The 22,508-nt window shown below is 67.0% G+C and carries 25 protein-coding genes; 6 read left to right on the forward strand and 19 right to left on the reverse strand.

Going from position 1 to position 22,508, the window contains the following annotated elements:
- Positions 1–75 precede the first annotated feature (75 nt).
- The 3 genes from OSC30_RS08565 to OSC30_RS08575 are packed head-to-tail and all read left to right on the forward strand — an operon-like array spanning position 76 to position 1,626.
- Positions 76–765 (forward strand): Dph6-related ATP pyrophosphatase, encoded by a 690-nt coding sequence (locus OSC30_RS08565; RefSeq protein ID WP_267171431.1) that lies wholly within the window; start codon positions 76–78, stop codon positions 763–765.
- Positions 749–1,270, forward strand: a complete 522-nt coding sequence (locus OSC30_RS08570; protein ID WP_267171432.1) for a mismatch-specific DNA-glycosylase — start codon at positions 749–751, stop codon at positions 1,268–1,270. The genes OSC30_RS08565 and OSC30_RS08570 overlap by 17 nt, the downstream gene beginning before the upstream one ends.
- Positions 1,264–1,626: a hypothetical protein gene (locus OSC30_RS08575; protein WP_267171433.1), complete on the forward strand. Its 363-nt coding sequence runs from the start codon at positions 1,264–1,266 to the stop codon at positions 1,624–1,626. Before OSC30_RS08570 ends, OSC30_RS08575 begins: the two co-directional genes overlap by 7 nt.
- A gap of 113 nt (positions 1,627–1,739) precedes the next feature.
- On the opposite strand, the gene OSC30_RS08580 is transcribed toward OSC30_RS08575, so the two are convergent.
- The 3 genes from OSC30_RS08580 to OSC30_RS08590 form a co-directional block, all read right to left on the reverse strand.
- Positions 1,740–6,623 carry an autotransporter-associated beta strand repeat-containing protein gene (locus OSC30_RS08580; RefSeq protein ID WP_267171434.1) on the reverse strand — a complete coding sequence of 1,628 codons (4,884 nt, stop codon included), beginning with the start codon at positions 6,621–6,623 and terminating at the stop codon, positions 1,740–1,742.
- A 366-nt stretch (positions 6,624–6,989) separates the two neighbouring features.
- A complete protein-coding gene (locus tag OSC30_RS08585) occupies positions 6,990–8,273 on the reverse strand; it encodes a c-type cytochrome (RefSeq protein WP_267171435.1) in 1,284 nt (427 codons plus the stop codon).
- On the reverse strand, positions 8,270–9,001 hold the full coding sequence (locus OSC30_RS08590; RefSeq protein WP_267171436.1) for a c-type cytochrome: 732 nt from the start codon (positions 8,999–9,001) through the stop codon (positions 8,270–8,272). Before OSC30_RS08590 ends, OSC30_RS08585 begins: the two co-directional genes overlap by 4 nt.
- Before the next feature lie 178 nt (positions 9,002–9,179).
- Here OSC30_RS08590 and OSC30_RS08595 point away from each other — a divergent pair, with 178 nt between their 5' ends.
- From OSC30_RS08595 to lepB, 3 genes are all read left to right on the forward strand, one after another.
- Complete coding sequence (locus OSC30_RS08595) at positions 9,180–10,727, forward strand: amidase (protein ID WP_425474739.1); 1,548 nt, start codon at positions 9,180–9,182, stop codon at positions 10,725–10,727.
- A 29-nt stretch (positions 10,728–10,756) separates the two neighbouring features.
- Entirely contained in the window at positions 10,757–10,945 is a 189-nt protein-coding gene (locus tag OSC30_RS08600; RefSeq protein WP_484494521.1) for a GDCCVxC domain-containing (seleno)protein, read from the forward strand.
- 65 nt (positions 10,946–11,010) lie between these two features.
- Complete coding sequence (gene lepB / locus OSC30_RS08605) at positions 11,011–11,685, forward strand: signal peptidase I (RefSeq protein WP_267171438.1); 675 nt, start codon at positions 11,011–11,013, stop codon at positions 11,683–11,685.
- A 65-nt stretch (positions 11,686–11,750) separates the two neighbouring features.
- On the opposite strand, the gene OSC30_RS08610 is transcribed toward lepB, so the two are convergent.
- The 16 genes from OSC30_RS08610 to rpsN form a co-directional block, all read right to left on the reverse strand.
- Positions 11,751–12,563: a hypothetical protein gene (locus OSC30_RS08610; protein ID WP_267171439.1), complete on the reverse strand. Its 813-nt coding sequence runs from the start codon at positions 12,561–12,563 to the stop codon at positions 11,751–11,753.
- A 180-nt stretch (positions 12,564–12,743) separates the two neighbouring features.
- Positions 12,744–14,117: a class II 3-deoxy-7-phosphoheptulonate synthase gene (locus OSC30_RS08615; RefSeq protein WP_267171440.1), complete on the reverse strand. Its 1,374-nt coding sequence runs from the start codon at positions 14,115–14,117 to the stop codon at positions 12,744–12,746.
- A 16-nt stretch (positions 14,118–14,133) separates the two neighbouring features.
- Positions 14,134–14,634, reverse strand: a complete 501-nt coding sequence (locus OSC30_RS08620) for a disulfide bond formation protein B (protein ID WP_267171441.1) — start codon at positions 14,632–14,634, stop codon at positions 14,134–14,136.
- 144 nt (positions 14,635–14,778) lie between these two features.
- Positions 14,779–15,165, reverse strand: a complete 387-nt coding sequence (gene rplQ / locus OSC30_RS08625) for a 50S ribosomal protein L17 (protein ID WP_267171442.1) — start codon at positions 15,163–15,165, stop codon at positions 14,779–14,781.
- 281 nt (positions 15,166–15,446) lie between these two features.
- The gene (locus OSC30_RS08630) at positions 15,447–16,445 is read right to left on the reverse strand and encodes a DNA-directed RNA polymerase subunit alpha (RefSeq protein ID WP_209619618.1); all 999 of its coding nucleotides are present in this window, start codon (positions 16,443–16,445) and stop codon (positions 15,447–15,449) included.
- A 15-nt stretch (positions 16,446–16,460) separates the two neighbouring features.
- Entirely contained in the window at positions 16,461–17,087 is a 627-nt protein-coding gene (gene rpsD / locus OSC30_RS08635) for a 30S ribosomal protein S4 (protein ID WP_267171443.1), read from the reverse strand.
- Between the two features lie 10 nt (positions 17,088–17,097).
- Complete coding sequence (gene rpsK, locus OSC30_RS08640) at positions 17,098–17,484, reverse strand: 30S ribosomal protein S11 (protein ID WP_007513384.1); 387 nt, start codon at positions 17,482–17,484, stop codon at positions 17,098–17,100.
- A 5-nt stretch (positions 17,485–17,489) separates the two neighbouring features.
- Complete coding sequence (rpsM, locus tag OSC30_RS08645) at positions 17,490–17,846, reverse strand: 30S ribosomal protein S13 (RefSeq protein WP_267171444.1); 357 nt, start codon at positions 17,844–17,846, stop codon at positions 17,490–17,492.
- 132 nt (positions 17,847–17,978) lie between these two features.
- Entirely contained in the window at positions 17,979–19,304 is a 1,326-nt protein-coding gene (gene secY / locus OSC30_RS08650) for a preprotein translocase subunit SecY (RefSeq protein WP_267171445.1), read from the reverse strand.
- A gap of 4 nt (positions 19,305–19,308) precedes the next feature.
- Positions 19,309–19,746 (reverse strand): 50S ribosomal protein L15, encoded by a 438-nt coding sequence (rplO, locus tag OSC30_RS08655; RefSeq protein ID WP_267171533.1) that lies wholly within the window; start codon positions 19,744–19,746, stop codon positions 19,309–19,311.
- Positions 19,746–19,943: a 50S ribosomal protein L30 gene (gene rpmD, locus OSC30_RS08660; protein ID WP_209619607.1), complete on the reverse strand. Its 198-nt coding sequence runs from the start codon at positions 19,941–19,943 to the stop codon at positions 19,746–19,748. Before rpmD ends, rplO begins: the two co-directional genes overlap by 1 nt.
- Positions 19,936–20,445 carry a 30S ribosomal protein S5 gene (rpsE, locus tag OSC30_RS08665; protein WP_267171446.1) on the reverse strand — a complete coding sequence of 170 codons (510 nt, stop codon included), beginning with the start codon at positions 20,443–20,445 and terminating at the stop codon, positions 19,936–19,938. The genes rpmD and rpsE overlap by 8 nt, the downstream gene beginning before the upstream one ends.
- Positions 20,446–20,584: 139 nt before the next feature.
- Positions 20,585–20,938: a 50S ribosomal protein L18 gene (gene rplR / locus OSC30_RS08670; RefSeq protein WP_231324171.1), complete on the reverse strand. Its 354-nt coding sequence runs from the start codon at positions 20,936–20,938 to the stop codon at positions 20,585–20,587.
- Positions 20,939–21,038: 100 nt separating this feature from the next.
- On the reverse strand, positions 21,039–21,566 hold the full coding sequence (gene rplF, locus OSC30_RS08675; RefSeq protein WP_267171447.1) for a 50S ribosomal protein L6: 528 nt from the start codon (positions 21,564–21,566) through the stop codon (positions 21,039–21,041).
- Positions 21,567–21,575: 9 nt separating this feature from the next.
- A complete protein-coding gene (gene rpsH, locus OSC30_RS08680; protein WP_267171448.1) occupies positions 21,576–21,971 on the reverse strand; it encodes a 30S ribosomal protein S8 in 396 nt (131 codons plus the stop codon).
- 208 nt (positions 21,972–22,179) lie between these two features.
- The gene (gene rpsN / locus OSC30_RS08685) at positions 22,180–22,485 is read right to left on the reverse strand and encodes a 30S ribosomal protein S14 (RefSeq protein ID WP_267171449.1); all 306 of its coding nucleotides are present in this window, start codon (positions 22,483–22,485) and stop codon (positions 22,180–22,182) included.
- Positions 22,486–22,508: the final 23 nt, after the last annotated feature.

Genomic DNA, 22,508 nt, shown 5'->3' on the forward strand with positions numbered 1-22,508 from the left:
CCACCGCTTTCGATGGCTCGACAAAATTGGGCGGCTGAAGCCCACCCTGCGGAGTTCGTGCCGTAAAGTAGCCTGATGAACGCAACTCCCATCCTGCTCGCCTGGAGCGGCGGCAAGGACTGCCTGATGGCCCTGCAGCGGCTGCGTGCCGACCCGCAATGGCAGGTGGTCGCGCTGCTGACCACGGTCAACCGCACCTACCAGCGCATCGCCATGCACGGCGTGCGCCGCGACATCCTGCAGGCCCAGGCCGAGGCACTGGGCCTGCAGCTGCTGGAAGTGATGATGGACTGGCCCGGCAGCAACGACGCCTACGAAGCCGCGCACGAACGCGCGCTGGCCGAGGCCCGCATGCGCTGGCCGGGCATCCGCCATTGCGCGTTTGGCGACCTGTTCCTGCAGGACGTGCGCGACTACCGCGTGCGTCAGCTCGGGCGAGCCGAATGGCGGGCGGTGTTCCCGATCTGGGGCGAGGACACCGATGCGCTTTCGCGCCGCTTCGTCGGCGAAGGCCACCGCGCCCTGCTGTGCTGCGTGGACACCGAACAACTGGCCGCGGACTATTGCGGCCGCCCGTATGACGGCTCCTTGCTCGACAGCCTGCCCGCCGGCGTCGACCCCTGCGGCGAGCGTGGCGAGTTCCACACCCTGAGCTACGGAGGCCCGCTGTTCGCACGCGAGCTGCGCTTGAGCCGCGGCGAGTCGGTGCTGCGCGACGGGCGCTTCCAGTTCACCGATTTCCTGCTCGATGAACCTGCCAGCTGAGCCTCACATCCTGCCCGACCTGCTGCGCCCGGGGCTTGCACTGGTCTTCTGCGGCACCGCCGCCGGCGAGCGCTCGGCCCGCGACGGCGCCTACTATGCCCATCCGGGCAACCTGTTCTGGCGCGCGCTGCACGAAGCCGGCCTGACGCCGCGCCGCTTCGCGCCGGCCGAGTTCCCGCAGCTGCTGGAACGGGGCATCGGCCTGACCGACCTGGCCAAGCGCCACAGCGGCAACGACGCCGACCTGCCGCGCGATGCCTTCGACGTGCCCGCGCTGGTGGCCAAGATCGACGCCTTCCAGCCACGCCTGCTCGCCTTCACCAGCAAGGCCGCCGCGCGCGCCGCGCTGGGTCGTGCCATCGTCGCCTATGGCCCGCAACCGGAACGACTCGGCAACGCACAGGTCTACGCCCTGCCGTCACCCTCCGGCCAGGCACGCCGGCACTGGGCCATCGAACCATGGCGGCAATTGGCCTTCCAATTCCACGAGATGCGCGCATGTTGAAACCCCTCCCTTTGCTCGCGCTGGCCGCACTGGCGTTCGCCACCGCCATGCCTGCCGATGCCGGCGTACTGGTGACGCCCGGCTACGCCGTGGTGGTGGCCGAACAATGCGCCGAAGGCGACGTCGCCTGCGCGGACGTGGTCTACACCGGTGTCAGCCGCCGCACCGGTGCGTCGATCACCTTGCACGGTGCCGCGTTCTCGACGACCTGTGCCGACGGAACCACGCCGTGCCGCCACCTCGGCTGGCGTTTCCCGCACGGTACCCTGGTCTACACGGTCACCGACGATGGCGCGTTGCTGGTCACGCGCGACGGCAAGCTGGTGCTTTCGCAACAGGGCAAGTGGGTGCGGTAGCTCCTGCGCCCTTGCGCATCACGGTGCGCACAAGTGCGCTCCTGCAAAAAGTCAAAAAAAACCGCCGCCGGATCGCTCCGGCGGCGGCTTGTCTTCAACGGCGTTGCAGCGAACTAGAACTGCACTCGCACGCCCACGTTCACGCCGTAACTGGCGCGGTCATGCCCGGTGGCAGAGTTCAACCCGCCATACAGGTAGCTCTGCCTGCCCAGGCGCAGCGTGCCGCTGGCGTCGAGCTTGAGCAGCGTCCGGCCCATCGATGGCGAGCGCAACTGGAACGATTCGCCGGCGAGCGTGGCATCCACGACCGGGTCGAGCGTGTCGCCGAAGTCCTGTCCGATCGCCGCGCCGATGCGGTAGGTCACGCTGGAGGCCAGCGGATCCTGCGCTGCCGAACCCAGCTTGAGGCCCGCCAGCAGGCGCGTGCCGGTCGCTTCGTAGCGACCTACGCCGAGGCCGGTCATCGTGTCGCCCGCTTCGGTAAAGCCGTCGCGGTCCACGCGCTGCCACACCGCCTGCACATAGGGCTCGATGCGCATGCCCTGATGCTGGAGCGGGAAGCGCGCGGTCACGCTTGCCGCCATGCTGTGGCCGTCCGCCTCAGAGGTCAGGCTGGACGCCGGTGCCAGCGGATCGGCACGACGCGTGCTCCACTTGTCCTTCGACCACGACGCAGTGCCGTCGACCAGCGCGCCACCGGCCGCCAGTTCGCCGTAAACCATCGCACCATTGCCGCGCACGTTGCCGGATGCCGGGATGTTCTCCAGCCGGGCTTCGGTATGGGCAAGGCCCACGCCCCACTGCACCGCGTCGCCGCGATACGCATCCAGGCCCGCGCTGGCGCGGCTCTGCTGCGAGTGGAAGCCCGACGCCTGTGCGTCGGACAGCGCGCGGTAACCACCCTGCGACAGCGTGGCCCAGGCGCGGCTGCCGTGTTCGCCCTGATCCAGCGGCGATTCGGCCAGATGGTCGGCCATGTCGCCGGCCAGGCCCAGGCTGGCCTCGCGGGCCATCGCCGCGGTCTGAACGTGCGCCTCGCCGGCCAAGCCCTGCATGACCTGTGGAAGCGCGGTGGCGCGCAGGCCGGCCAGAGCGAACAGCAGGCCACGCTGGTCGTCGGTATCGGCGCCCGCGTCCTGCGCCGCCACCATGCTGTCCACCGCCTCGCCCGCACGAATGGCATTGCCATTGGCCAGGCCGTCGAGCAAGGTGGCGTAGGAAACCGGCGTGACGTACAGCTCCACCGCATGACCGCCGACGTAGAACACCTGGAAGCGGGTGTTGGCCGCCAGGCCCGCGGTCGGCTGCTGCAGCGCGTCGAAGCTGCCCTTCACGCCGCCGGCCGCCTGCACCACCGTGTAGACATCGCCCAGCTCTGGCGTGAACGCGTTCGACGCATCGCCGGTGATCCCGCGCAAGGTCGGCGCGAGCGTGCCGTCGGCGGTGAACGAGCCGCCCACCAGCAGGCGCGAATAGTTGCCGGCGCCCGCGGCGGTGCCGTGGCCGTCGATGTCGATCTGCAGCGCGCTGCCTTCGTGCATCGTTACCGCGTCGGTGATCGACAGCGTGCCGGGCGAATTGCCCGGGGCCAGGGTGCCCTCGACGTTGATCGAACCCTTGATCACGCCGACGCCGCGCACGGTGCCGGGGCGGTCGACCTGCACCTGGCTGGTCAGCTCGCCGTTGGCGCGCAGCATGCCGTCCTGCACGCAGGTACCATTGGCCAGCGTTGCGGCGCCGGTCATGTTCAACGTGCCCTTGCCGCTCTTGACGAAGCAGCCCACGTTGCCATCGGTAAGGATCTGGCCACTGAGCTCGGTCGTGGTGCCGGTGTCGGTGTTCACGCCGGAATTGCCGCTGACCAGCACCGTCTGGCCGGTGCCCAGGCTGTCGACCGTCTGCAGCGTGCCGCCCTGCAGCACGATCACGCCGGTGCCCAGCGACGAGCCGCTGTCGATCCTGACCACGCCGCCGTCGATCAGCGCGCCGCCGGTAAAGGTATTGCTGCCGGTCACCACCAGCACGCCGCCGCCGCGCTTGACCAGCCCGCCCGTGCCGCTCATGTCGCCATGGGCGGTAAAGGTGGCGCCGGCCAGCGTGGTGATCGAGGCGTTGCCCGACTGGATCACCATGTCACGGTCGCTGGCCATCGACTGCGTGACCGTCAGGTCGCCGCCGTTGAAGGTGATCGTGCCGGACGTGGCGCCGAGGCTGGCGTCGCTGCCGACCTGCAGCGAACCGCCGTTGAGCGTGGTGCCCCCGGTGTAGCTATTGTTGCCCTTGAGGACCAGCTTGCCGGCGTTGACCGTGGTACCGCCGTGGTGCGCCGCAGTGCCGTCGACCACCATCGTTCCCTGGCCGTTCTTGACCAGCGCCCCGCTGCCGCCGATCGCGCCGCCACTGGTGAAGGTGGTGCCCTTGTCGACCGCGAAGCCCCCGCCACGGACCGTGATGTCGCGGTCGCTCTGGAAGCTGCCGGTGGTATGCAGCGTGCCGCCGTTCAAGGTCAGGCCGGAGGAGGCGTCGCCGAGATTGGCGTCGTGCCCCACTTGCAGCGTGCCGCCGTTGATCGTAGTGCCACCGGCATAGCTGTTGTCGCCACCGAGCACCAGCGTGCCCGCGTTGACGACCGTGCCGCCCAGGTGCGAAGCCGTGCCGCCCAAAGTGAGCGTGCCGCTGCCATCCTTCACCAGCGTGCCGCTGCCGTCGATGCTGCCAGCGAACACGCCGTTGCCCGCCTGTGCGAAGTCCAGCGTGCCGTTGTTGATGATGTCGCCCTGCAGGCTGCGGCTGTCGCCCTGCAGCGTGCCGCCCGCAATCGTGGTGCCGCCGCTGTAGCTGTTGGCGCCAGTCAGCAGCAACGTGCCGCCGCCTTCCTTCACCAGCTGGCCGCTGCCGCTGATGGCGCCGCCGAACGCACCGTTGGTCGCCTGCGCGAAGTCCAGCGTGCCGTTGTTGGCGATGTCGCCCTGCAGGCTGTGGCTGTCGCCCTGCAGCGTGCCGCCCGCAATCGTGGTGCCGCCGGTGTAGGTGTTGGCGCCGCCCAGTACCAGCGTGCCGCTGCCCTGCTTGGTCAGCTCGCCGCTGCCGGCGATGGCGTCGGTGGCGGTCAGGGTCGTGCCGGTATCGGTGTCGATCGCGCCGTCCCCGGAGAGGGTGATGTCGCGGTCGGTCGACACGTTGCCGGTGGTGTGCAGCGTGCCGCCGTCGAAGACGAGGCCGCTGCCGGCGTCGCCCAGGTTGGCATCGCTGCCGATCTCGAGCGTGCCGCCGTTGAGCGTCGTGCCGCCGGTGTAACTGTTGTTGCCGTTGAGGACCAGTGTGCCATCGTTCACGGTGGTGCCGCCGCCGTGCGCGAGCGTGCCGTCGAGCGCCAGCGTGCCGCTGCCGTTCTTCACCAGCTCGCCGCTGCCGCTCATGTCGCCCGCATAGATGCCGTCGGTGGCCTGGTCGAAGTCGACCGTGGCGTTGTTGGTGATGTCGCCCCGCAGGCTGCCGCTGTCGCCCTGCAGCCTGCCGTCGTTGACGGTCGTGCCGCCGGCGTAGGTGTTGTCGCCGGTCAGCAGCAGCGTGCCGGTGCCATTCTTGGCCAGGCCGCCCGTGCCGCTCATGTCGCCGGCGTAGGTGCCGTCGGTGGACTGGTCGAAGTCGACCGTGGCGTCGTTGGTGATGTCGCCCTGCAAGCTGGCGCTGTCGCCCCGCAACGTGCCGTCGTTGACGGTCGTGCCGCCGCTGTAGCTGTTGTCGCCGCTCAGCACCAGCGTGCCGCTGCCGTTCTTGAGCAGGCCGCCCGTACCGGTCATGTCGCCGTCGTAGGTGCCATCGGCGGACTGGTCGAAGTCGACCGTGGCGTGGTTGGTGATGTCGCCCTGCAAGCTGGCGCTGTCGCCCTGCAACGTGCCGCCGTTGACGGTCGTGCCGCCGCTGTAGCTGTTGTCACCGCTCAGCACCAGCGTGCCGCCGCCGTCCTTCACCAGGCCGCCCGTGCCGGTCATGTCACCGGCAAAGGTGCCGTCGGTCGACTGGTCGAAGTCGACCGTGGCGTGGTTGGTGATGTCGCCCTGCAGGCTGTCGGTGTCGCCCTGCAGCGTGCCGCCATTGACGGTCGTGCCACCGGTGTAGCTGCTCGGCCCTTCCAGGGTCAGCGTGCCGTCACCGGTCTTGGTCAGGGGGCCGGTGCCTTCGACGCCACCCGTGAAGATCACGTCGCCCGTGCCGGTGTCCACGGTGCCGCCGCCCGAACGGATCGTCACTTGCTGGTCGTTGGTGGTGTCCGTGGTCGGCGCGTACGTACCGCCGTTGAACACGATCGAATCAGGCTGGTTCAGTTCCGGGTCGTCCTGGGTATAAGTCTCGCCCGGAAGCATCGGAAAACCGTTGAGGTCCGCGGCGGTAACCACCAGCGTATTGCTCAGGACCGGAGCGTAGGGATGCCAGAAGTCCGTGGGGGTGTCGGCTGGAACGTACATGTAGGTATAGGTGCCGGCGGTCAGGCCGCTGAAGGTCACGCCTTCCCATGTCCTGGCCTCGCCGGTCGATCCCGGCGTGGCCGACAGGTCGGTTCCCGCATCGCTCAGGGCATAGAAATTGTTGACGCCGTCCTCCAGGCCGATCGGCCTGTTGGGATCGAGCTGGCCGGCGCCGACGATCTGGGAGAAATCCGCGGTTGCCGAAAAGCCGTTGTCGCCGGTCAGCTCGAAATGGCCTTCATAGGAGCCGGCCGAGTCAGTACCGATGGGATGGTAGGTGCCATACCAGAAGGTGATGGTGCCACTGGTTCCCAGCGGCGCGACGTAGCCCACCGAGGTGGTGTGCGCCAGGCTGAGCGGCGCGGCGGCCAGCAGTGCCAGCGCCAGCGCGCTGCACGCGAATACGCCGGGCGCGCTGCCACTACGCGCGTCGACCGTGGCGCCGGCGCGCGGGGAGCGCGCCAGTTCGGATGCCACCATGAATTGGCGAAGTGCCTTGTTCCAGACGATGCGGAAAATCTTGTTCATTGGATCGAGCGTTCCGTGTGCAGTAAAGGAACGCACGGGCGATCTGCCCGTACGCGAGTGCTGTCGAGTGAAGAAGCAGAGCCTGGGAGACGCGCGCACCGACGTGCGGCCGAAGGGTCTTACCTGGAATTCACGACATCCACGGTGAGCAGAAAGCGTGCCAAGCGATCAGGCCGGTCGCCTCGCTTCGCCGTTGCGCGAATGGCGCGGATGTCGCGGGGTCCGCGGCCGTGGTACTGCGTCTTTCGGACGCAGGGTCGAGGACTGCTTCTGACGCGTGGAGTCGTCACGTTTGCGCCGGACTGCCGCGGTTCGTCGCACCGGAATCCTCGGCGTGCGCGCGCGACGGAATTCCGTCTCGCGCGCTTATTCCACCGGCGTGTGTCGATAAGTCGCCACGTCGCGTTCCATCACCGGGCGCGCGCCATTGCCCCAGGCATGGCGGACGTAGCTGACCACCGCGGCGACGTCGCGGTCATTCAACTGTTGCGCGAACGGCGGCATCGAGTAGGGCCGCGGGTGGGCGGCGGTGGACGGCGCGAAACCACCCAGCAGCACGATGCGGATGGCATTGATGCCGCTCGGCTCGGTCACCGAGGCGTTGCCGGCAAGCGGCGGATAGACGCCCGTGATGCCCTGGCCGTCCTTGCCATGGCAACTGGCGCATTGCGTGGCGTAAAGCTTGGCGCCGTCGGCAAGCAGGGCGCTCGCATCCAGCGGACTGTCGCCCTTTCCCGGCGCGGGACGTGGTGGCAGGGATTGCAGGTACACGGCGATGGCGCGCAGGTCGCCGTCGTGCATGTGCTGCGTGCTCTGCATCACGACGTCGGCCATCGGTCCGAACGCCGCGCCCTTGGACGACTGGCCGGTCTTGAGCAGCGCCACGATGTCCCCGGTGCTCCAGCCCTGCAGGCCACCGTGGTCACGCGTGCTGAGGTCCGGCGCGTACCAGTTCTGCGCGGGGATCTGGCCACCGGTGAGCGTGGAGTTCTTCGGCATGCCGCCCAGGTTGTCGCGCGCGACGTGGCATTCGTTGCAGTGGCCCAGGCCCTGCACCAGGTAGGCGCCGCGGTTCCATTCGTCGGATTGCTTCGGGTCGGCGAGGTATTCGCCAGGGCGGAAATACAGCGCACGCCAGGTGGCCAGGCTCGCCCGCAGGTCATAGGGAAAGCGCAGCGATGGCGAGCCGTTTTCGCTGCGCACCGGCGGCAGCGTCTTCAGGTATGCGAACAGCGCGAACGCGTCCTGGCGGCTTACCTTGGTGTAGGAGGTGTAGGGGAACGCCGGATAGAGCGAGTGGCCATCGCGCCCGACACCCTCGTGCATGGCGCGCCAGAACGCGTCGAACGACCACTGGCCAAGACCGGTGGCGTCGTCAGGCGTGAGGTTGGGCGCGGGCACGTCGCCAAATGGCGTGGGCAACGACCGGCCGCCGGCGTAGGGCTTGCCGCCCTGGGCGGTATGGCAGCCGGCGCAGTCTCCGATGGTGGCCAGATAAGCACCGCGTGCGATCAGCTGCGGATCCTGCAGCTTCGCCGCCGTGGTTTCGGCCGGAGGCAGCGGGGCCTGGCGCTGCGCGAACAGCCACCAGGCGACGCCGGCGATCGCCAGCACCAGCAGCGCCAGGAAGATGCGCAGGACCCATTTCATCGCGCCACCTCTTTCGCTCCGAGCACGCCGCAGGCGAGCGGCGGCGTGACCGAGCCGACCGGCTGCGCGTGGGCGTCGACCGATACCTGGCGTGTGGCCAGCCAGGCTGACACCGCGGTGATGTCGGCCTCGCTCAGGCGGCTGGCGATGGTCGCCATGCAATCGGGCGCCACCATCGCCCGCGTATGGGTGCGCCAGGAGCCGAGCTGCGCGCTGATGTAGTCGTAGGGCAAGCCGACCAGCCCCGGGATATCGGGCTCCACGCCAGTCAGCTGCGTGCCGTGGCAGGCGGCGCAGGCCGGGAGTTTTCGGGCCGGGTCGCCTTCGGTCGCGAGCGTCTTGCCGCGATCAAGCATCGCTTTTGAAATCCGCGGCACGGGCGAGTGTTCGTACGGCACCCGTTGCGCGGCGAAATACTCGGCGATCTCGTGCATGTACTCAGGCGTCAGCCCGCGCACGGTGTACTCCATCGGCGCGTACTTGCGCAGGCCGTCCTGGAAGTTCCGGATCTGCCGTGCCAGGTAGCCGGCCGGCTTGCCGGCCAGGCGCGGGAAGAAGCCGCTCTCGGGCGTGCCCTCGCCGTGCTCACCGTGGCAGGCGGTGCAGGCCGCGATGCGTTGCTTGAGGGTATCGGGCACGGTCGGTGCGTCGGTAGCGCGAACGACAGTGGTGGGAAGCGCGGCAGCCAAGATGGCCAGCGCAAGGCAAGCGGAGGAAAGCAGGCTCATGAATGCCAGTATAGGTTGTGCCTGCGCCACGGCAGGCCCGTGGGACGGGATATGCTGCGTCGGCGCGACACCATGTCGCACCACCCGTGCATTGCACACCGACCGACCGGAGGCTGCCGTGAAACGATCGCCCGCCCACATTGCCCTGCTCGTCACCCTGCTGTCCGGCAGCCCCGCGATGGCCGCGCAACCGGTTACGCCGCTGGCCTGGGCCTCGATCGCGCAACTGCAGCAACAGATGGATGCCGGCACGCTGGACAGCCGTACGCTGGCGCGGCAATTCCTCGACCGCATCGCGCAGATCGACCAGGCCGGGCCCACGCTGCGCGCGGTGATCGAAACCAACCCGGAGGCGCTCGAACTGGCCGCCGCGCTGGACGCCGGACGCACCGATGCCAGGCGCGGCCCGCTGTACGGCATCCCGGTGCTGCTCAAGGACAACATCGACACCGGCGACCGGATGCTCACCACCGCCGGCTCGCTGGCGCTCACCGATGCGCCGGCGCCTCGCGATGCGGGGCTGGTCGAACGGCTGCGCAAGGCCGGCGCGCTGGTACTGGGCAAGACCAACCTCAGTGAATGGGCCAATTTCCGCTCCAGCCATGCCAGCAGCGGTTGGAGCGGCCGGGGCGGGCAGACGAAAAATCCTTACGTACTCGATCGCAACCCGTGCGGCTCCAGCGCCGGTTCCGGCGCGGCGGTCGCGGCCGGACTGGTAACGGTGGCGATCGGCACCGAAACCGACGGCTCGATCATCTGCCCGGCCGCCATGAACGGCATCGTCGGCATCAAGCCCACGCTGGGCCTGGTCAGCCGCAGCGGTATCGTGCCGATCGCGCACAGCCAGGACACCGCCGGCCCGATGGCGCGCAGCGTGGCCGACGCCGCGGCGCTGCTCAGCGTGATCGCCGGCAGCGACCCGCGCGATCCGGCCACGGCCGACGCCGACCGGCATGCCACCGACTACACCCGCTTCCTCGACCCCGAGGGACTGAAGGGCAAGCGCATCGGCGTGGTGCGCCAACTCGCCGGCGCCGAGCCGAACGCCGATCGCGTGCTCGAGCAGGCCATCGCGCTGATGAAGGCACAGGGCGCGACCATCGTCGACCCGGTCACCGTGCCACACCTGGCCGACCTGGGCGATCCGGAATTCACCGTGTTGCTGTACGAGTTCAAGCACGACATCAACGCCTATCTCGCCACGCGGCCGCAGCTGAAAGTGAAGACGCTGGCCGACCTGATCGCCTTCGACCAGGCGCACGCGGCACAGGAGATGCCCTGGTTCGGCCAGGAGCTGTTCCTGCAAGCGCAGGCCAAGGGGCCGCTGACCGAGAAGAAGTACCGCGACGCGCTGGCCAAGGCCAGGCGGCTGTCCGGTCCCGAGGGCATCGACGCGGCACTGGCGAAGGATCACCTGGACGCGCTGCTGGCGCCCTCGTGGGGGCCTGCCTTCGTCACCGACCTGGTGCTGGGCGACCACATCGTCAGTGGCGACCCGACCGTGGGTGGCGCCTCGCAGCCGGCGGCGGTGGCGGGCTATCCGTCGATCACCGTGCCGGCCGGCTTCGCCCATGATCTACCGGTCGGCATCGTGCTGTTCGGCGCCAGGTGGAGCGAACCGACGCTGATCTCGATCGCCTACGGCTTCGAACAGCACGCCAGGGCGTGGCACGCGCCGCGGTTCCTGGAGACCGTCGGCGGCAAGCCGGTGCCGGCGTCGCCGTGAATTCCACGCGCGCGCCCCGGCTGCAGTGCGTGCTGACCTGCCCGCACTGCGGACACCGGTCGGTGGAGACGATGCCGATCGATGCCTGCCTGTTCTTCCACGACTGCACCGCTTGCGGCGCACTGCTGCGGCCGAAGCCGGGGGATTGCTGCGTCTTCTGTTCCTTCGGCGACGTGCCATGCCCGCCGGTACAGGCGCAAGGGCGCTGTTGCGGGTGAATGCGGAACCGCCGCGCCCGGCGGCGGTCCGAACCCCTGGCTCCCACGGAAAACGGACCCTCGCCATGCATGCCCTGAGAAGCTTCCTGTTGCGCAACCGCGGCTTGTTCTTCTTCCTGCTCGGCATGCTGATGTTCCGCAGCGCGCTGGCCGACTGGAACACGGTTCCCACCGGTTCGATGCAACCGACCATCCACGTCGGCGACCGCATCGTGGTGGACCGCATGGCCTATGACCTGCGCCTGCCCTTCACCCACCTTGCGCTGCTGCATCGTGCCGATCCGCAGCGCGGCGACATCGTGATCATCGATTCGGCCGCCACCGACGAGCGGCTGGTCAAACGCGTGGTCGGCCTGCCCGGCGACCGCATCGCGCTGCGCGGCAACGTGCTCTACGTCAACGGTCATGCGGCCAGCTACCGTCCCACCCACGTAACCGGCATCGCGCAGGACCGCACACAGCCGGCCAGCTACGCGGACGAGTCGGTCGCCGGTCGCCATCATCTCATCCGGCTGGCACGCTACCTGCCCAGCCCGGCCAGCAACTACGGCCCGGTGACCGTGCCAGCAGACCATTACCTGGCGATGGGCGACAACCGCGACGACAGTTACGACTCACGCTTTTTCGGCTTCGTGCCGCGTGGGGAGATCGTCGGACGCGCGTGCTTCGTCGCCGTGTCGCTGGACCCGGCAAGGCACGGTTTGCCTCGGCCGGATCGGTGGGGGCTGGCGCTGCAGTAGACCCGTCCCTGCACAGCCGGACGGGCGCGGCCGCATCGAAGCGCTTTCTACGATGGGCCGCCGTTTCAGCCCAGCGAAATCGTCGGTCCCAGCACGGCGGCGAAGGCGATCGTCATCGCCACGCCGGCCACCACGATGGCGGGATATCGGCCGATCGCGAAACCACTCGGCGGCAATTCGCGCGGACGCGCGTAAGCGACGTTGAACAGACCGGCGGTGCCGCCGAAAGACGACGCGACCGCCGATATCAGCGTGATCACGATGCCCAGCGGATTGAACAGGCTGACCAGCACCGCCGCCACGCCGCCGACGATGTAGAGCGTCATGGCGACCGTCCACTGCGTGCGGCGCGAGGAATCGCCACCACCCAGCATCGTGGCGATCATGGCGATCGCCTTGCGCGTCACCGCGATATAGGCGATCAGGCCTACCGCGAACATCAGCACGCGCCACGCCCAGGGCCAGGGTAACGGTCCGATCCCGCCGCCCGCGGCCGGCCCCCAATCGCCCAGGTTGGTCAGCCCGGAGAACATCCAGTAGCCGGCGGCGACCATGCCCTTGACCGTGAACACGATCCACCAGATGAGCCGTGACAGTGGTCGCCGGGTTGCCCGCCACAGGACGAAGCCCACGCCGGCCAGTAACACGTCCACGCTGGTGCCGGCCATCGCGACCAGTCGCCGGCTCCAGCCGGTGTCGCCGCTGCATTGGACGTAATAGGCACCCAGTTCGCTGGGCTGATGCCCGGTCGCCACGCAGGCGAGCGCGTGCCCCATCAGTTCGTGCGCCATCGTCAGCAGCGGCAGCAACAACAGCGCCAGCCCTGCAACCGTCCATACGTCGATGCGCGAAGCTGCGCGTGGAGCTTGCATCGCCATGATCCACCTCCCGATGACCCTGCATGATCATGGGCTGTCAGGGCTGGGCGTGGCCAGTACGGACTGCCAGCCCCGGGAGATGACGCATGTCATCCCGTCCCGCCCACCCGTAGGGTGGACTTCAGCCCACCATGCCAAGGGCAGAGGTGAGCTTGCACCGGACGGACATGTGAGGCCCAGCTAGCCCCGGCCACCCTCGGACTTGCGCACGATCAGCATTGCCAGTTCCAGCGACTGCTCGTAGTTGAGCCGCGGATCGACCATGGATTTGTACGCGCGCTTGAGGTCCGTTTCAGACAGGTCCCGCGCACCGCCCATGCACTCGGTGACGTCCTCGCCGGTCAGTTCCAGGTGCACGCCGCCCAGGCGCGTGCCACTGGCAGTGTGGATGTCGAAGGCCTGGTCGAGCTCGCCACGGATATTGTCGAAGCGCCGCGTCTTGTAGCCGTTGGATGTGCTTTCGGTGTTGCCGTGCATCGGATCGGCTACCCACAGCACGCGCCGGCCTTCGCGGCGGACCGCCTCCAGCAGCGGGGGCAGCGAACGCGCGATGCCGGCGTTTCCCATGCGATGGATCAGGGTCAGCCGGCCCGGCTCGTCCTGCGGGTTGAGCGCATCGATCAGGGGCAGCAACTGCTCCGGAGTGACCGAAGGACCTACCTTCACTGCCACCGGGTTGCGGATGCCGCGGAAATATTCCACATGCGCGCCTTCGAGGGCCGCCGTACGCATGCCGATCCAGGGGAAGTGCGTGGACAGGTTGAACCATCCGGGATTGCGCGGCACCGCACGGGTCAGCGCCTGCTCGTAATGCAGCAGCAGCGCTTCGTGCGAGGTGAAGAAGTCGACCCGCGAGAAGCTGGCGATCGGGCCGGCCAGGGTTTCCATGAAACGCAGCGAATCTCCGATGGCGGCGACCATGCGGCGGTACTCGGCTGCCAGCGGCGAGTGCTCGACCCAGGCCAAGTCCCAATACTCCGGGTGATGCAGATCGGCGAAGCCACCGTCGATCAGCGCGCGCACGAAATTCATGGTCAGCGCCGAATGCGCGTGCGCCTTGATCAGCCGCTGGGGATCGGGCCGACGCGCCTCGGCGGTAAACGCCGGACCGTTGACCACGTCGCCGCGAAAACTCGGCAGGGTCACGCCCTCGCGCGTCTCGGTGTCGGTCGAGCGCGGTTTGGCGTACTGCCCGGCGAAGCGCCCCACGCGCAGCACCGGCTTCTTCAGCCCATGCACCAGCACCAGGCTCATCTGCAGCAATACCTTGAGCCGGTTGGAGATCACCGGGCTGGTGCAATCGGCGAAGCTCTCGGCGCAATCGCCACCCTGCAGCAGGAAACGTTCACCTTCCTGGGCTTGGGCCAGTGCCTGCTTGAGCGCCAGCACCTCCCAGGAGGTGACCAGCGGCGGCAGCGAGGCCAGCTTTGTCGTCGCCTGCGCCAGTTCGGCGGCGTCCTCGTAATGAGGCTGCTGAAGCGCCACGCGCTGCTGCCAGGAAGCGGGCGTCCAGTCGACGGGCGCCTGCCCTGTGACGATCGGTCGGTCGTTCACGATCTTTCCCTTCCGGTCAGGCGGCGCGGCGGCGCACGCTGGCTGCCAGCGCGAAAACCGCCAGCAGCACGAACCACAACAGTGTCCAGGCCGGCATCGGCAGGCCAAGTACGGGCTCGACCTTGGCGCACTCGCCCGATCCGGTGAACACCATCCTCAACACCTGGGCGAACGGGAAGGCGTCGAACATGTAGTCCAGCGGCGGCCCGCAGGAGGGCACCTGATCGGCCGGCAGCGACTGGATCCACAGGTGGCGCGCGGCCACCGCGATGCCCCAGACCGCCCCCAGAAGCACGCCGCCGGTATACACCCAGCGCACGCCACGCCGTGGTGCATGCAGGCCGCCGATCAGAAAGAACACGGCCATCACCAGGAAACCGATGCGCTGGAAGATGCACAACGGACACGGGATCAGTCCCCAGGCGTATTCGGTGTACAGCGCGAAACCGAGCAGGGCCACACAGATCAGGAAGCCCACGAGAAAGCTGATGCGATACGACCAGTGCAGAGGGTTCATGGCGGCATGTTGCGTTGCGGAAAGTCGACATTACCCGCTTGCCGGGCCGCTGTCAGCAAGGATTGCGGAAAAAGAAAAACCCCGGCAGGTCGCCCGGCCGGGGTTCAACTTTTGGACGTCTGGACGCCCGTACGACGCTGAGGCTTACTCGGCCTCGACGGCGGCTGCGGTCTGCGGGCGATCCACCAGCTCGACGTAGGCCATCGGCGCGTTGTCGCCCGGGCGGAAGCCGCACTTGAGGATGCGCAGGTAGCCACCAGGACGCTCGAGGTAGCGCGGGCCAAGCTCCACGAACAGCTTGCCCACGGCTTCCTTGTCGCGCAGGCGCGCGAAGGCAAGGCGGCGGTTGGCCACGCCATCGGCCTTGGCCAGCGTGATCAGCGGCTCGGCGACGCGGCGCAGTTCCTTGGCCTTGGGCAGGGTGGTGCGGATCAGCTCGTGCTTGATCAGCGAGGCGGCCATGTTCTTGAACATCGCTTCGCGGTGCGAGCTGGTGCGGTTGAGCTTGCGGCCGGATTTCTGATGGCGCATGGGAAGAACTCTCTCTGTCTGTTGTTATGAAAAGCCGGCGATTGGGGCCGTCTTTCCGCGGTTGCCCGCTGTTCCAAGCCCTTTCAAAACGGGCTCTCGTGAGAAGTGCGGCCATGGATGGCCGTCTATTGCTCTGGCGGCCGAAAGGACCGCATGGGCCAAACAGGCCCTGAACCAAAGGGCGGTCAAGGCGACCGCTCCAAAAAAGTCAGGCGGGATCGCAAAGCGAATCCCGCCCGCTTGCGTTACTGGCGGCGATCCTGCGACCGCCGCCGTATACATCAACCCAACTGCATGCCGTGCGAGAGGCCCGGCGGCGGCCAGTTCTCCAGCTTCATGCCGAGGGCCAGGCCGCGCGAACCGAGCACGTCCTTGATTTCGGTGAGCGACTTCTTGCCCAGGTTCGGGGTCTTGAGCAGCTCGACCTCGGTCTTCTGCACCAGGTCGCCGATGTAGTAGATGCTCTCGGCCTTCAGGCAGTTGGCCGAACGCACCGTCAGCTCCAGGTCGTCGATCGGGCGCAGCAGCAGGGGGTCGAAACCGCCCTTCTCCGCCTTGTCCGCCGAGCTCTCCCGACGCGAGAAATCGCCGAACACCGACAGCTGGTCGTTGAGGATCTCGGCGGCCTTGCGGACCGCGTCTTCCGCACCGATGGTGCCGTTCGTTTCGATATCGAGAACGAGCTTATCGAGATTCGTACGCTGCTCCACGCGGGCCGCGTCGACCTCGTAGGCCACGCGCAGCACCGGCGCGAAGGAGGCATCGAGCTGCAGGCGGCCGATCGGACGCGCTTCGTCGTCCGGATGCTGGCGCGCGCTGGCCGGCTGGTAGCCGACGCCGCGACGCACCTTCAGGCGCATGTTGAGCGCGATGTCCTTGGTCAGGTGGCAGATCACGTGCTCGGGGTTGACGATTTCCACCGAGTGATCGACGACGATGTCGCCGGCCGTGACCACGCCCTTGCCCTTCTTGGACAGGGTCAGGGTGACCTCATCGCCGGAATGCTGGCGAATGGCCACGTCCTTGAGGTTGAGCAGGACTTCGATGACGTCCTCCTGCAGACCCTCAAGGGTGGTGTACTCGTGCAGCACGCCATCGATTTCGACTTCGATGATGGCGCTGCCCGGGATCGAGGAGAGCAGCACGCGGCGCAGCGCGTTGCCCAGGGTGTGGCCAAAGCCACGCTCGAGCGGCTCCACCACGACCTTGGCGCGGTTGGCTCCGAGCTGCTCGACGCTGAGGCCGCGGGGCCGCAGCACACTAGTTGACGAAACTGCCATGCAAGGCTCCGGTAATTACTTCGAATACAGCTCGACGATCAGGGCTTCGTTGATGTCCGACGGCAGGTCGCCGCGATCAGGCATCGACTTGAAGGTGCCGGTGAACTTCTTGGCATCGACTTCCACCCAGATCGGGCGCAGGTCCATGGTGTCGAACACGGTTGCCGCTTCCTGCACGCGCAGCTGGTTGCGCGCGCGCTCGGTCAGCGCAACCTCGTCGCCTGGCTTGACCTGGTACGAGGGAATGTTGACCTTCTTGCCGTTGACCAGGATCGCCTTGTGGGCAACCAGCTGGCGGGCCTGGGCGCGGGTGACCGCGAAACCCATGCGGTAGACGACATTGTCCAGGCGGCTCTCGAGCAGGCGCAGCAGGTTCTCGCCGGTGTTGCCCTTGAGGTTGGTCGCCTTGGTGTAGTAATTGCTGAACTGGCGCTCGAGCACACCGTAGATGCGCTTGACCTTCTGCTTTTCACGCAGCTGGACGGCATAGTCGGACATGCGCATGCGCTTGTTGGCGCCATGCTGGCCGGGCTTGTTTTCCAGCTTGCACTTGGAGTCCAGCGCGCGCGCCGGGCTCTTCAGGCTGAGATCCGCACCCTCGCGGCGGGCGAGCTTGCAGGTAGCTCCACGATAACGGGCCATGGGTTACTCCTTAGACTCGACGCTTCTTGGGGGGACGGCAGCCGTTATGCGGAATCGGCGTGACGTCGATGATGTTCAGGACCTTGTAGCCCAGCGCGTTCAGCGAACGCACGGCCGACTCGCGGCCCGGGCCGGGGCCCTTGATACGCACTTCCACGGTCTTCACGCCGTAATCGCCGGCCGCGCGGCCAGCCTTCTCGGCAGCGACCTGGGCGGCGAACGGGGTCGACTTGCGCGAACCGCGGAAACCCGCGCCGCCGGCAGTCGCCCACGACAGCGCGTTGCCTTGGCGGTCGGTGATGGTGACGATGGTGTTGTTGAAGGAGGCCTGCACATGGGCCACGGCATCCGTGACGACGCGCTTGATCTTCTTCTTGGTCTTGACTGGCTTGGCCATTTAAATCACTTCCTAATCGCGCGACGCGGGCCCTTGCGGGTGCGTGCATTGGTACGCGTGCGCTGACCGCGCACCGGCAGGCCACGACGGTGACGCAGGCCGCGATAGCAGCCCAGGTCCATCAGGCGCTTGATGGCGATACCCACCTCACGGCGGAGGTCGCCTTCGACGACGTACTTGCCGATTTCGTGGCGGAGCTTCTCCACCTCGCCCTCGCTGAGGGACTTGATCGGCGTGGTCGGAACCACCCCGGCATCCGCGCAGACCTTCTTGGCCCGGTTGCGGCCGATGCCGTAGATGCTCTGCAGGCCAACCCACACATGCTTGTGGACCGGCAAATTGACACCCGCGATGCGCGCCATGATGTACTTTCTCCGATGCGTTTCTTGCGCGGTAAACGCGCAATTTTAACCTGAATTACCTTGACAGGAAAGCCCCACGGCACCATGCCGCCCGGCTTCCAACGTGACCAACCCCGTTCGCTCCAGCAGCCACTAGTTGCGGCGGAGGTTGGCCTTCTTGAGCAGACTTTCGTACTGATGGCTGACCAGGTGTGCCTGCACCTGGGCGGTAAAGTCCATCACCACCACCACGATGATCAGCAGCGACGTGCCGCCGAAGTAAAACGGTACGTGCCAGTAGTTCTGCATGAACGTCGGCACCAGGCACACCAGCACCAGGTAGATCGCGCCCACGCCGGTCAGCCTGGTCATCACGCCGTCGATGTACTCGCCGGTGGCCCGACCCGGGCGGATGCCCGGGATCAACGCACCCGACCGCTTGAGGTTGTCGGCCGTTTCCTGCGAATTGAAGACGATCGCCGTGTAGAAGAAGGCGAACACGATCACCAGCACGGCGTACGTGATCTCGTACAGCGGCTGACCCGGGGCAATCGCCTGGGTCAGGTTCTGCAGCCAACGCGACTGGTTGTTGGCACCGAACCAGCTCACTGCGGTCGCCGGGAACATCAGCAGGCTCGAGGCGAAGATCGGCGGAATCACGCCTGACATGTTGATCTTCAACGGCAGGTGCGAGGTCTGGTTCATGTAGGCCCGCTGGCCGCCGGAACGCCGCGCGTAGTTCACGGTGATGCGCCGCTGGGCGCGCTCCATGAACACCACGAAGGCCGTCACCGCAAGCACCAGGCCCACCACCATGATCAGTCGCAACACCGACAGCTCGCCGTTGCTCGCCATGCCGAGGGTGCTGGCCACCGCGCCGGGCAGGCCCGCCACGATGCCGGCGAAGATCAGCAGCGAAATGCCGTTGCCGACGCCCCGCTCGGTAATCTGCTCGCCCAGCCACATGAGGAACATGGAGCCGGCAGTCAGGCCCACCACCGCGGACAGGATGAAGCCCATGCCCGGCGTGTACACCACCGGCGCGCCACCGGCGACCGTCTGCGACTGCAGTGCCGCGGCGATGCCGAACGCCTGGAACGCGGACAGGCCCACCGTGCCGAAGCGCGTGTACATGGTCATCGTGCGACGACCGGACTCGCCTTCCTTGCGCAGCGCCTGCAGGCTGGGCACCACCGATCCCATCATCTGCACCACGATCGATGCGGAGATGTAGGGGATCACGCCCAGCGCGAATACCGAGAAGCGTTCCAGCGAGCCGCCGGAGAACATGTTGAACATGTTCAGCAGCCCGCCGCCGCCCTGGATCAGGCGCGTCATGGCTTCCGGGTTGACGCCGGGCACCGGGATGAACGAACCGAGCCGGAAAACGACCAGCGCACCAATCACGAAGAAGATGCGCTGGCGGAGTTCCGTCAGCTTGCCGAGCGCGCCGAGCGCGTTGCCCTGGGCTTGCGCCACCGTCTTACTCCACGCTTCCGCCGGCGGCCTCGATGGCCGCCTTGGCGCCCGCCGTGGCAAGCACGCCGGAAAGCTTCACCGCACGGCCGATCTCGCCTTTGGCGACGACCTTGATTTTCTTGGCCTTGCTGTCGACCAGGCCGGCCTGATGCAGTGCGATCGGATCGATCACGTCCACCTTCAGGTTGGCCAGCTGGTACAGGAAGACTTCCTGGCTCTCGGCCTTCTTCTTGGAGCGGAAGCCGACCTTGGGCAGGCGACGCTGCAGCGGCATCTGGCCGCCTTCGAAGCCGAACTTGTGGGTGCCGCCAGCGCGGGCGTGCTGACCCTTGTGGCCGCGGCCGGCAGTCTTGCCCAGGCCCGAACCGATGCCGCGACCGACGCGCAGGCGCGTCTTGCGCGCACCGGCAGCCGGCTTGATGTCGTTGAGACGCATGTTGATTACTCCTCGACCCGGACCAGGTAGTAGACCGTGTTGATCAGGCCACGCACCTGCGGGCTGTCCTTCAGTTCACGGACATCGTTGAGCTTGTTCAGGCCCAGCGCCTTGACGCTGAGGCGGTGACGCCCCTGCACGCCGCGCAGGCCCTTGACCAGCCGCACGCGAACGGTGGCGGCGGTGTCGTTGTTCTTAGCCATTGCCCATCACCTCTTCCACGGTCTTGCCACGCTTGGCGGCGATACGCTTGGGCGAGGCGATCGCCTGCAGGCCCTTGATGGTGGCGCGCACCAGGTTGATCGGGTTGCGCGAACCGACCGCCTTGGCCAGCACGTTCTTGACGCCGACCACTTCGAGCACGGCACGCATGGCGCCGCCGGCGATCACGCCGGTACCTTCGGAAGCGGGCTGCATGAACACGCGGGCCGCGCCGTGGTTGGCCTTGATGGCGTACCACAAGGTGCCGTTGTTCAGGTCGATGCTCACCATGTTGCGGCGGGCACGGTCCATCGCCTTGGAGATGGCGACCGGCACTTCACGCGCCTTGCCATAACCGAAGCCGACCTTGCCTTCGCCGTCGCCGACGACGGTCAGCGCGGTGAAACTCATCTGGCGGCCACCCTTGACGGTCTTGGCCACGCGGTTGACGGCGATCAGCTTTTCGAGCAGGCCGTCGGAATTTTCGCGATCGTTGGAAGACATATCTCTGTTCCGTGTGCCCGGACCATCCGGGACTTTTGCTTGCGGCTTTGCCGCTTGTTGTTGTGTTTGTTGCCGGGAATCGGGAGACGGGATCCGCAGGAGGGGCTCTTTCGAATCCCGTCTCCCGAATCCCCGCCTCTCAGAACTTCAGGCCTGCTTCGCGCGCCGCATCGGCCAGAGCCTGGATGCGACCGTGATAACGGAACCCGGAGCGGTCAAAGGCGACCGACTCGATACCCGCGGCGAGCGCACGCTCGGCCACGGCCTTGCCGACGGCCGCAGCGGCGGTCAGGTTCTTCGTGCCCTTCAGGCCTTCGGCCACCGACTTCTGCACGGTGGACGCAGCCGCCACCACCTTCTCACCGGAGGCGTCGAACACCTGGGCGTAAAGATGCTGACCGGTGCGATGCACCGACAGGCGGGCCACCGCGAGCTTGCGGATGTGGGCGCGCGTGGACTTGGCGCGACGCAGGCGGGATTCGTTCTTGTTCATCTGTCTGTTCCTCGAAAGCGGATCGGCTTGGATGGCTGGCACCTGCTCTTGTTGAAGAGCGCCGTCATGGATGGCGGCTTCTTCGAGCAGGGATAGCGCACTACGCCTTCTTGGCTTCCTTCAGGGTGATCTTCTCGCCGGCATAGCGCACGCCCTTGCCCTTGTAGGGCTCCGGCGGACGGAACGCGCGGATCTTGGCGGCAACCTCGCCGACGCGCTGCTTGTCCGTACCCTTGATCAGGATCTCGGTCTGCGTCGGGGTCTCGAGGGTGATGCCCTCGGGCGCGTTGAACACGACCGGGTGCGAAAAGCCCAGGCTGAGGTTCAACGACTTGCCGGCCATCGAGGCGCGATAGCCCACGCCGACCAGCTCGAGCTTGCGCTCGTAGCCGTCGGACACACCCTTGACCATGTTGGCCAGCAGGGCGCGCGCGGTACCGCCGAACTTGTCGTCGGCGCCATCGGCGAGCGTGATGTTGGCGACGCCGTCATTGACGGCCACCGACACGCCCGGCAACGCGTGGACCGACAGGGTGCCCTTGGGGCCCTTGACGGAGATGCCGTTGACGTCGGACTTCAGCTCCACGCCCTTGGGCAGGTTGATCGGTTGTTTGGCAACGCGGGACATGGGAACTCCTTACGCCACTTGGCCGATGACTTCGCCGCCCAGGCCCTTGGCGCGGGCCTGCGCATCGGTCATCAGACCGGCGGAAGTCGAAATGATCGAGATACCCATGCCGCCGAGAACCTTCGGCAGCTCGTCCTTGCCGCGGTACACGCGCAGGCCCGAGCGGGACACACGGGAAATGCTCTCGATGGCCGGGCGGCCTTCGAAATACTTGAGCTTGAGCTCGAGCACCGGCTTGCCTTCCGCATCGGAGGCCTTGGCGTCGAGGATGTAGCCCTCGTTCTTGAGGAGGTTGGCGATTGCCAACTTCATTTTCGACGACGGCATGTTTACGATCGGCTTGCCCGTGAGCTGGGCATTGCGGATGCGCGTAAACAGATCGGCGATGGGATCAGTCATGCTCATGAAAACATCCTTCAGAGTGCACCGATATCCGATAAAACCGGAAATCAATCAGATTGTGAGCCGACACAAGAGGTCGGCCTGCGTTGCGCAGACCAACAACTATAGCAGCTGTTCCAGCTTTTAGCGAATATCGGCGCGATTTATGCACCGGGTGGCCGTCGGGCCACCTGTGAAGCGGCAGGCACCGGGGCGCCCGCCGCCTGGAGACTTACCAACTGGCCTTGCGCAGGCCCGGCACGTCGCCGCGCATGGTCGCTTCGCGCAGCTTGTTGCGGCCCAGGCCGAACTTGCGGTAGACGCCACGCGGACGACCGGACAGCTCGCAGCGGTTGCGCTGGCGCACCGGACTGGCGTCGCGCGGCAGCTTCTGCAGCTTGGACTGCGCGTCCATCTTCTCGTCGTACGAAGCGTTCGGGTTGATCACGATCGCCTTCAGTTCGGCGCGCTTGGCGGCGTACTTTTTGACGATTTTGGTCCGCTTGATGTCGCGGTTGACCATCGAGGTCTTTGCCATTGCGTTTCTCTCGCTCTCTAATG

The sequence above is a fragment of the Frateuria hangzhouensis genome (assembly GCF_026410505.1).
Taxonomy (GTDB): Bacteria; Pseudomonadota; Gammaproteobacteria; order Xanthomonadales; family Rhodanobacteraceae; genus Frateuria_A; species Frateuria_A hangzhouensis.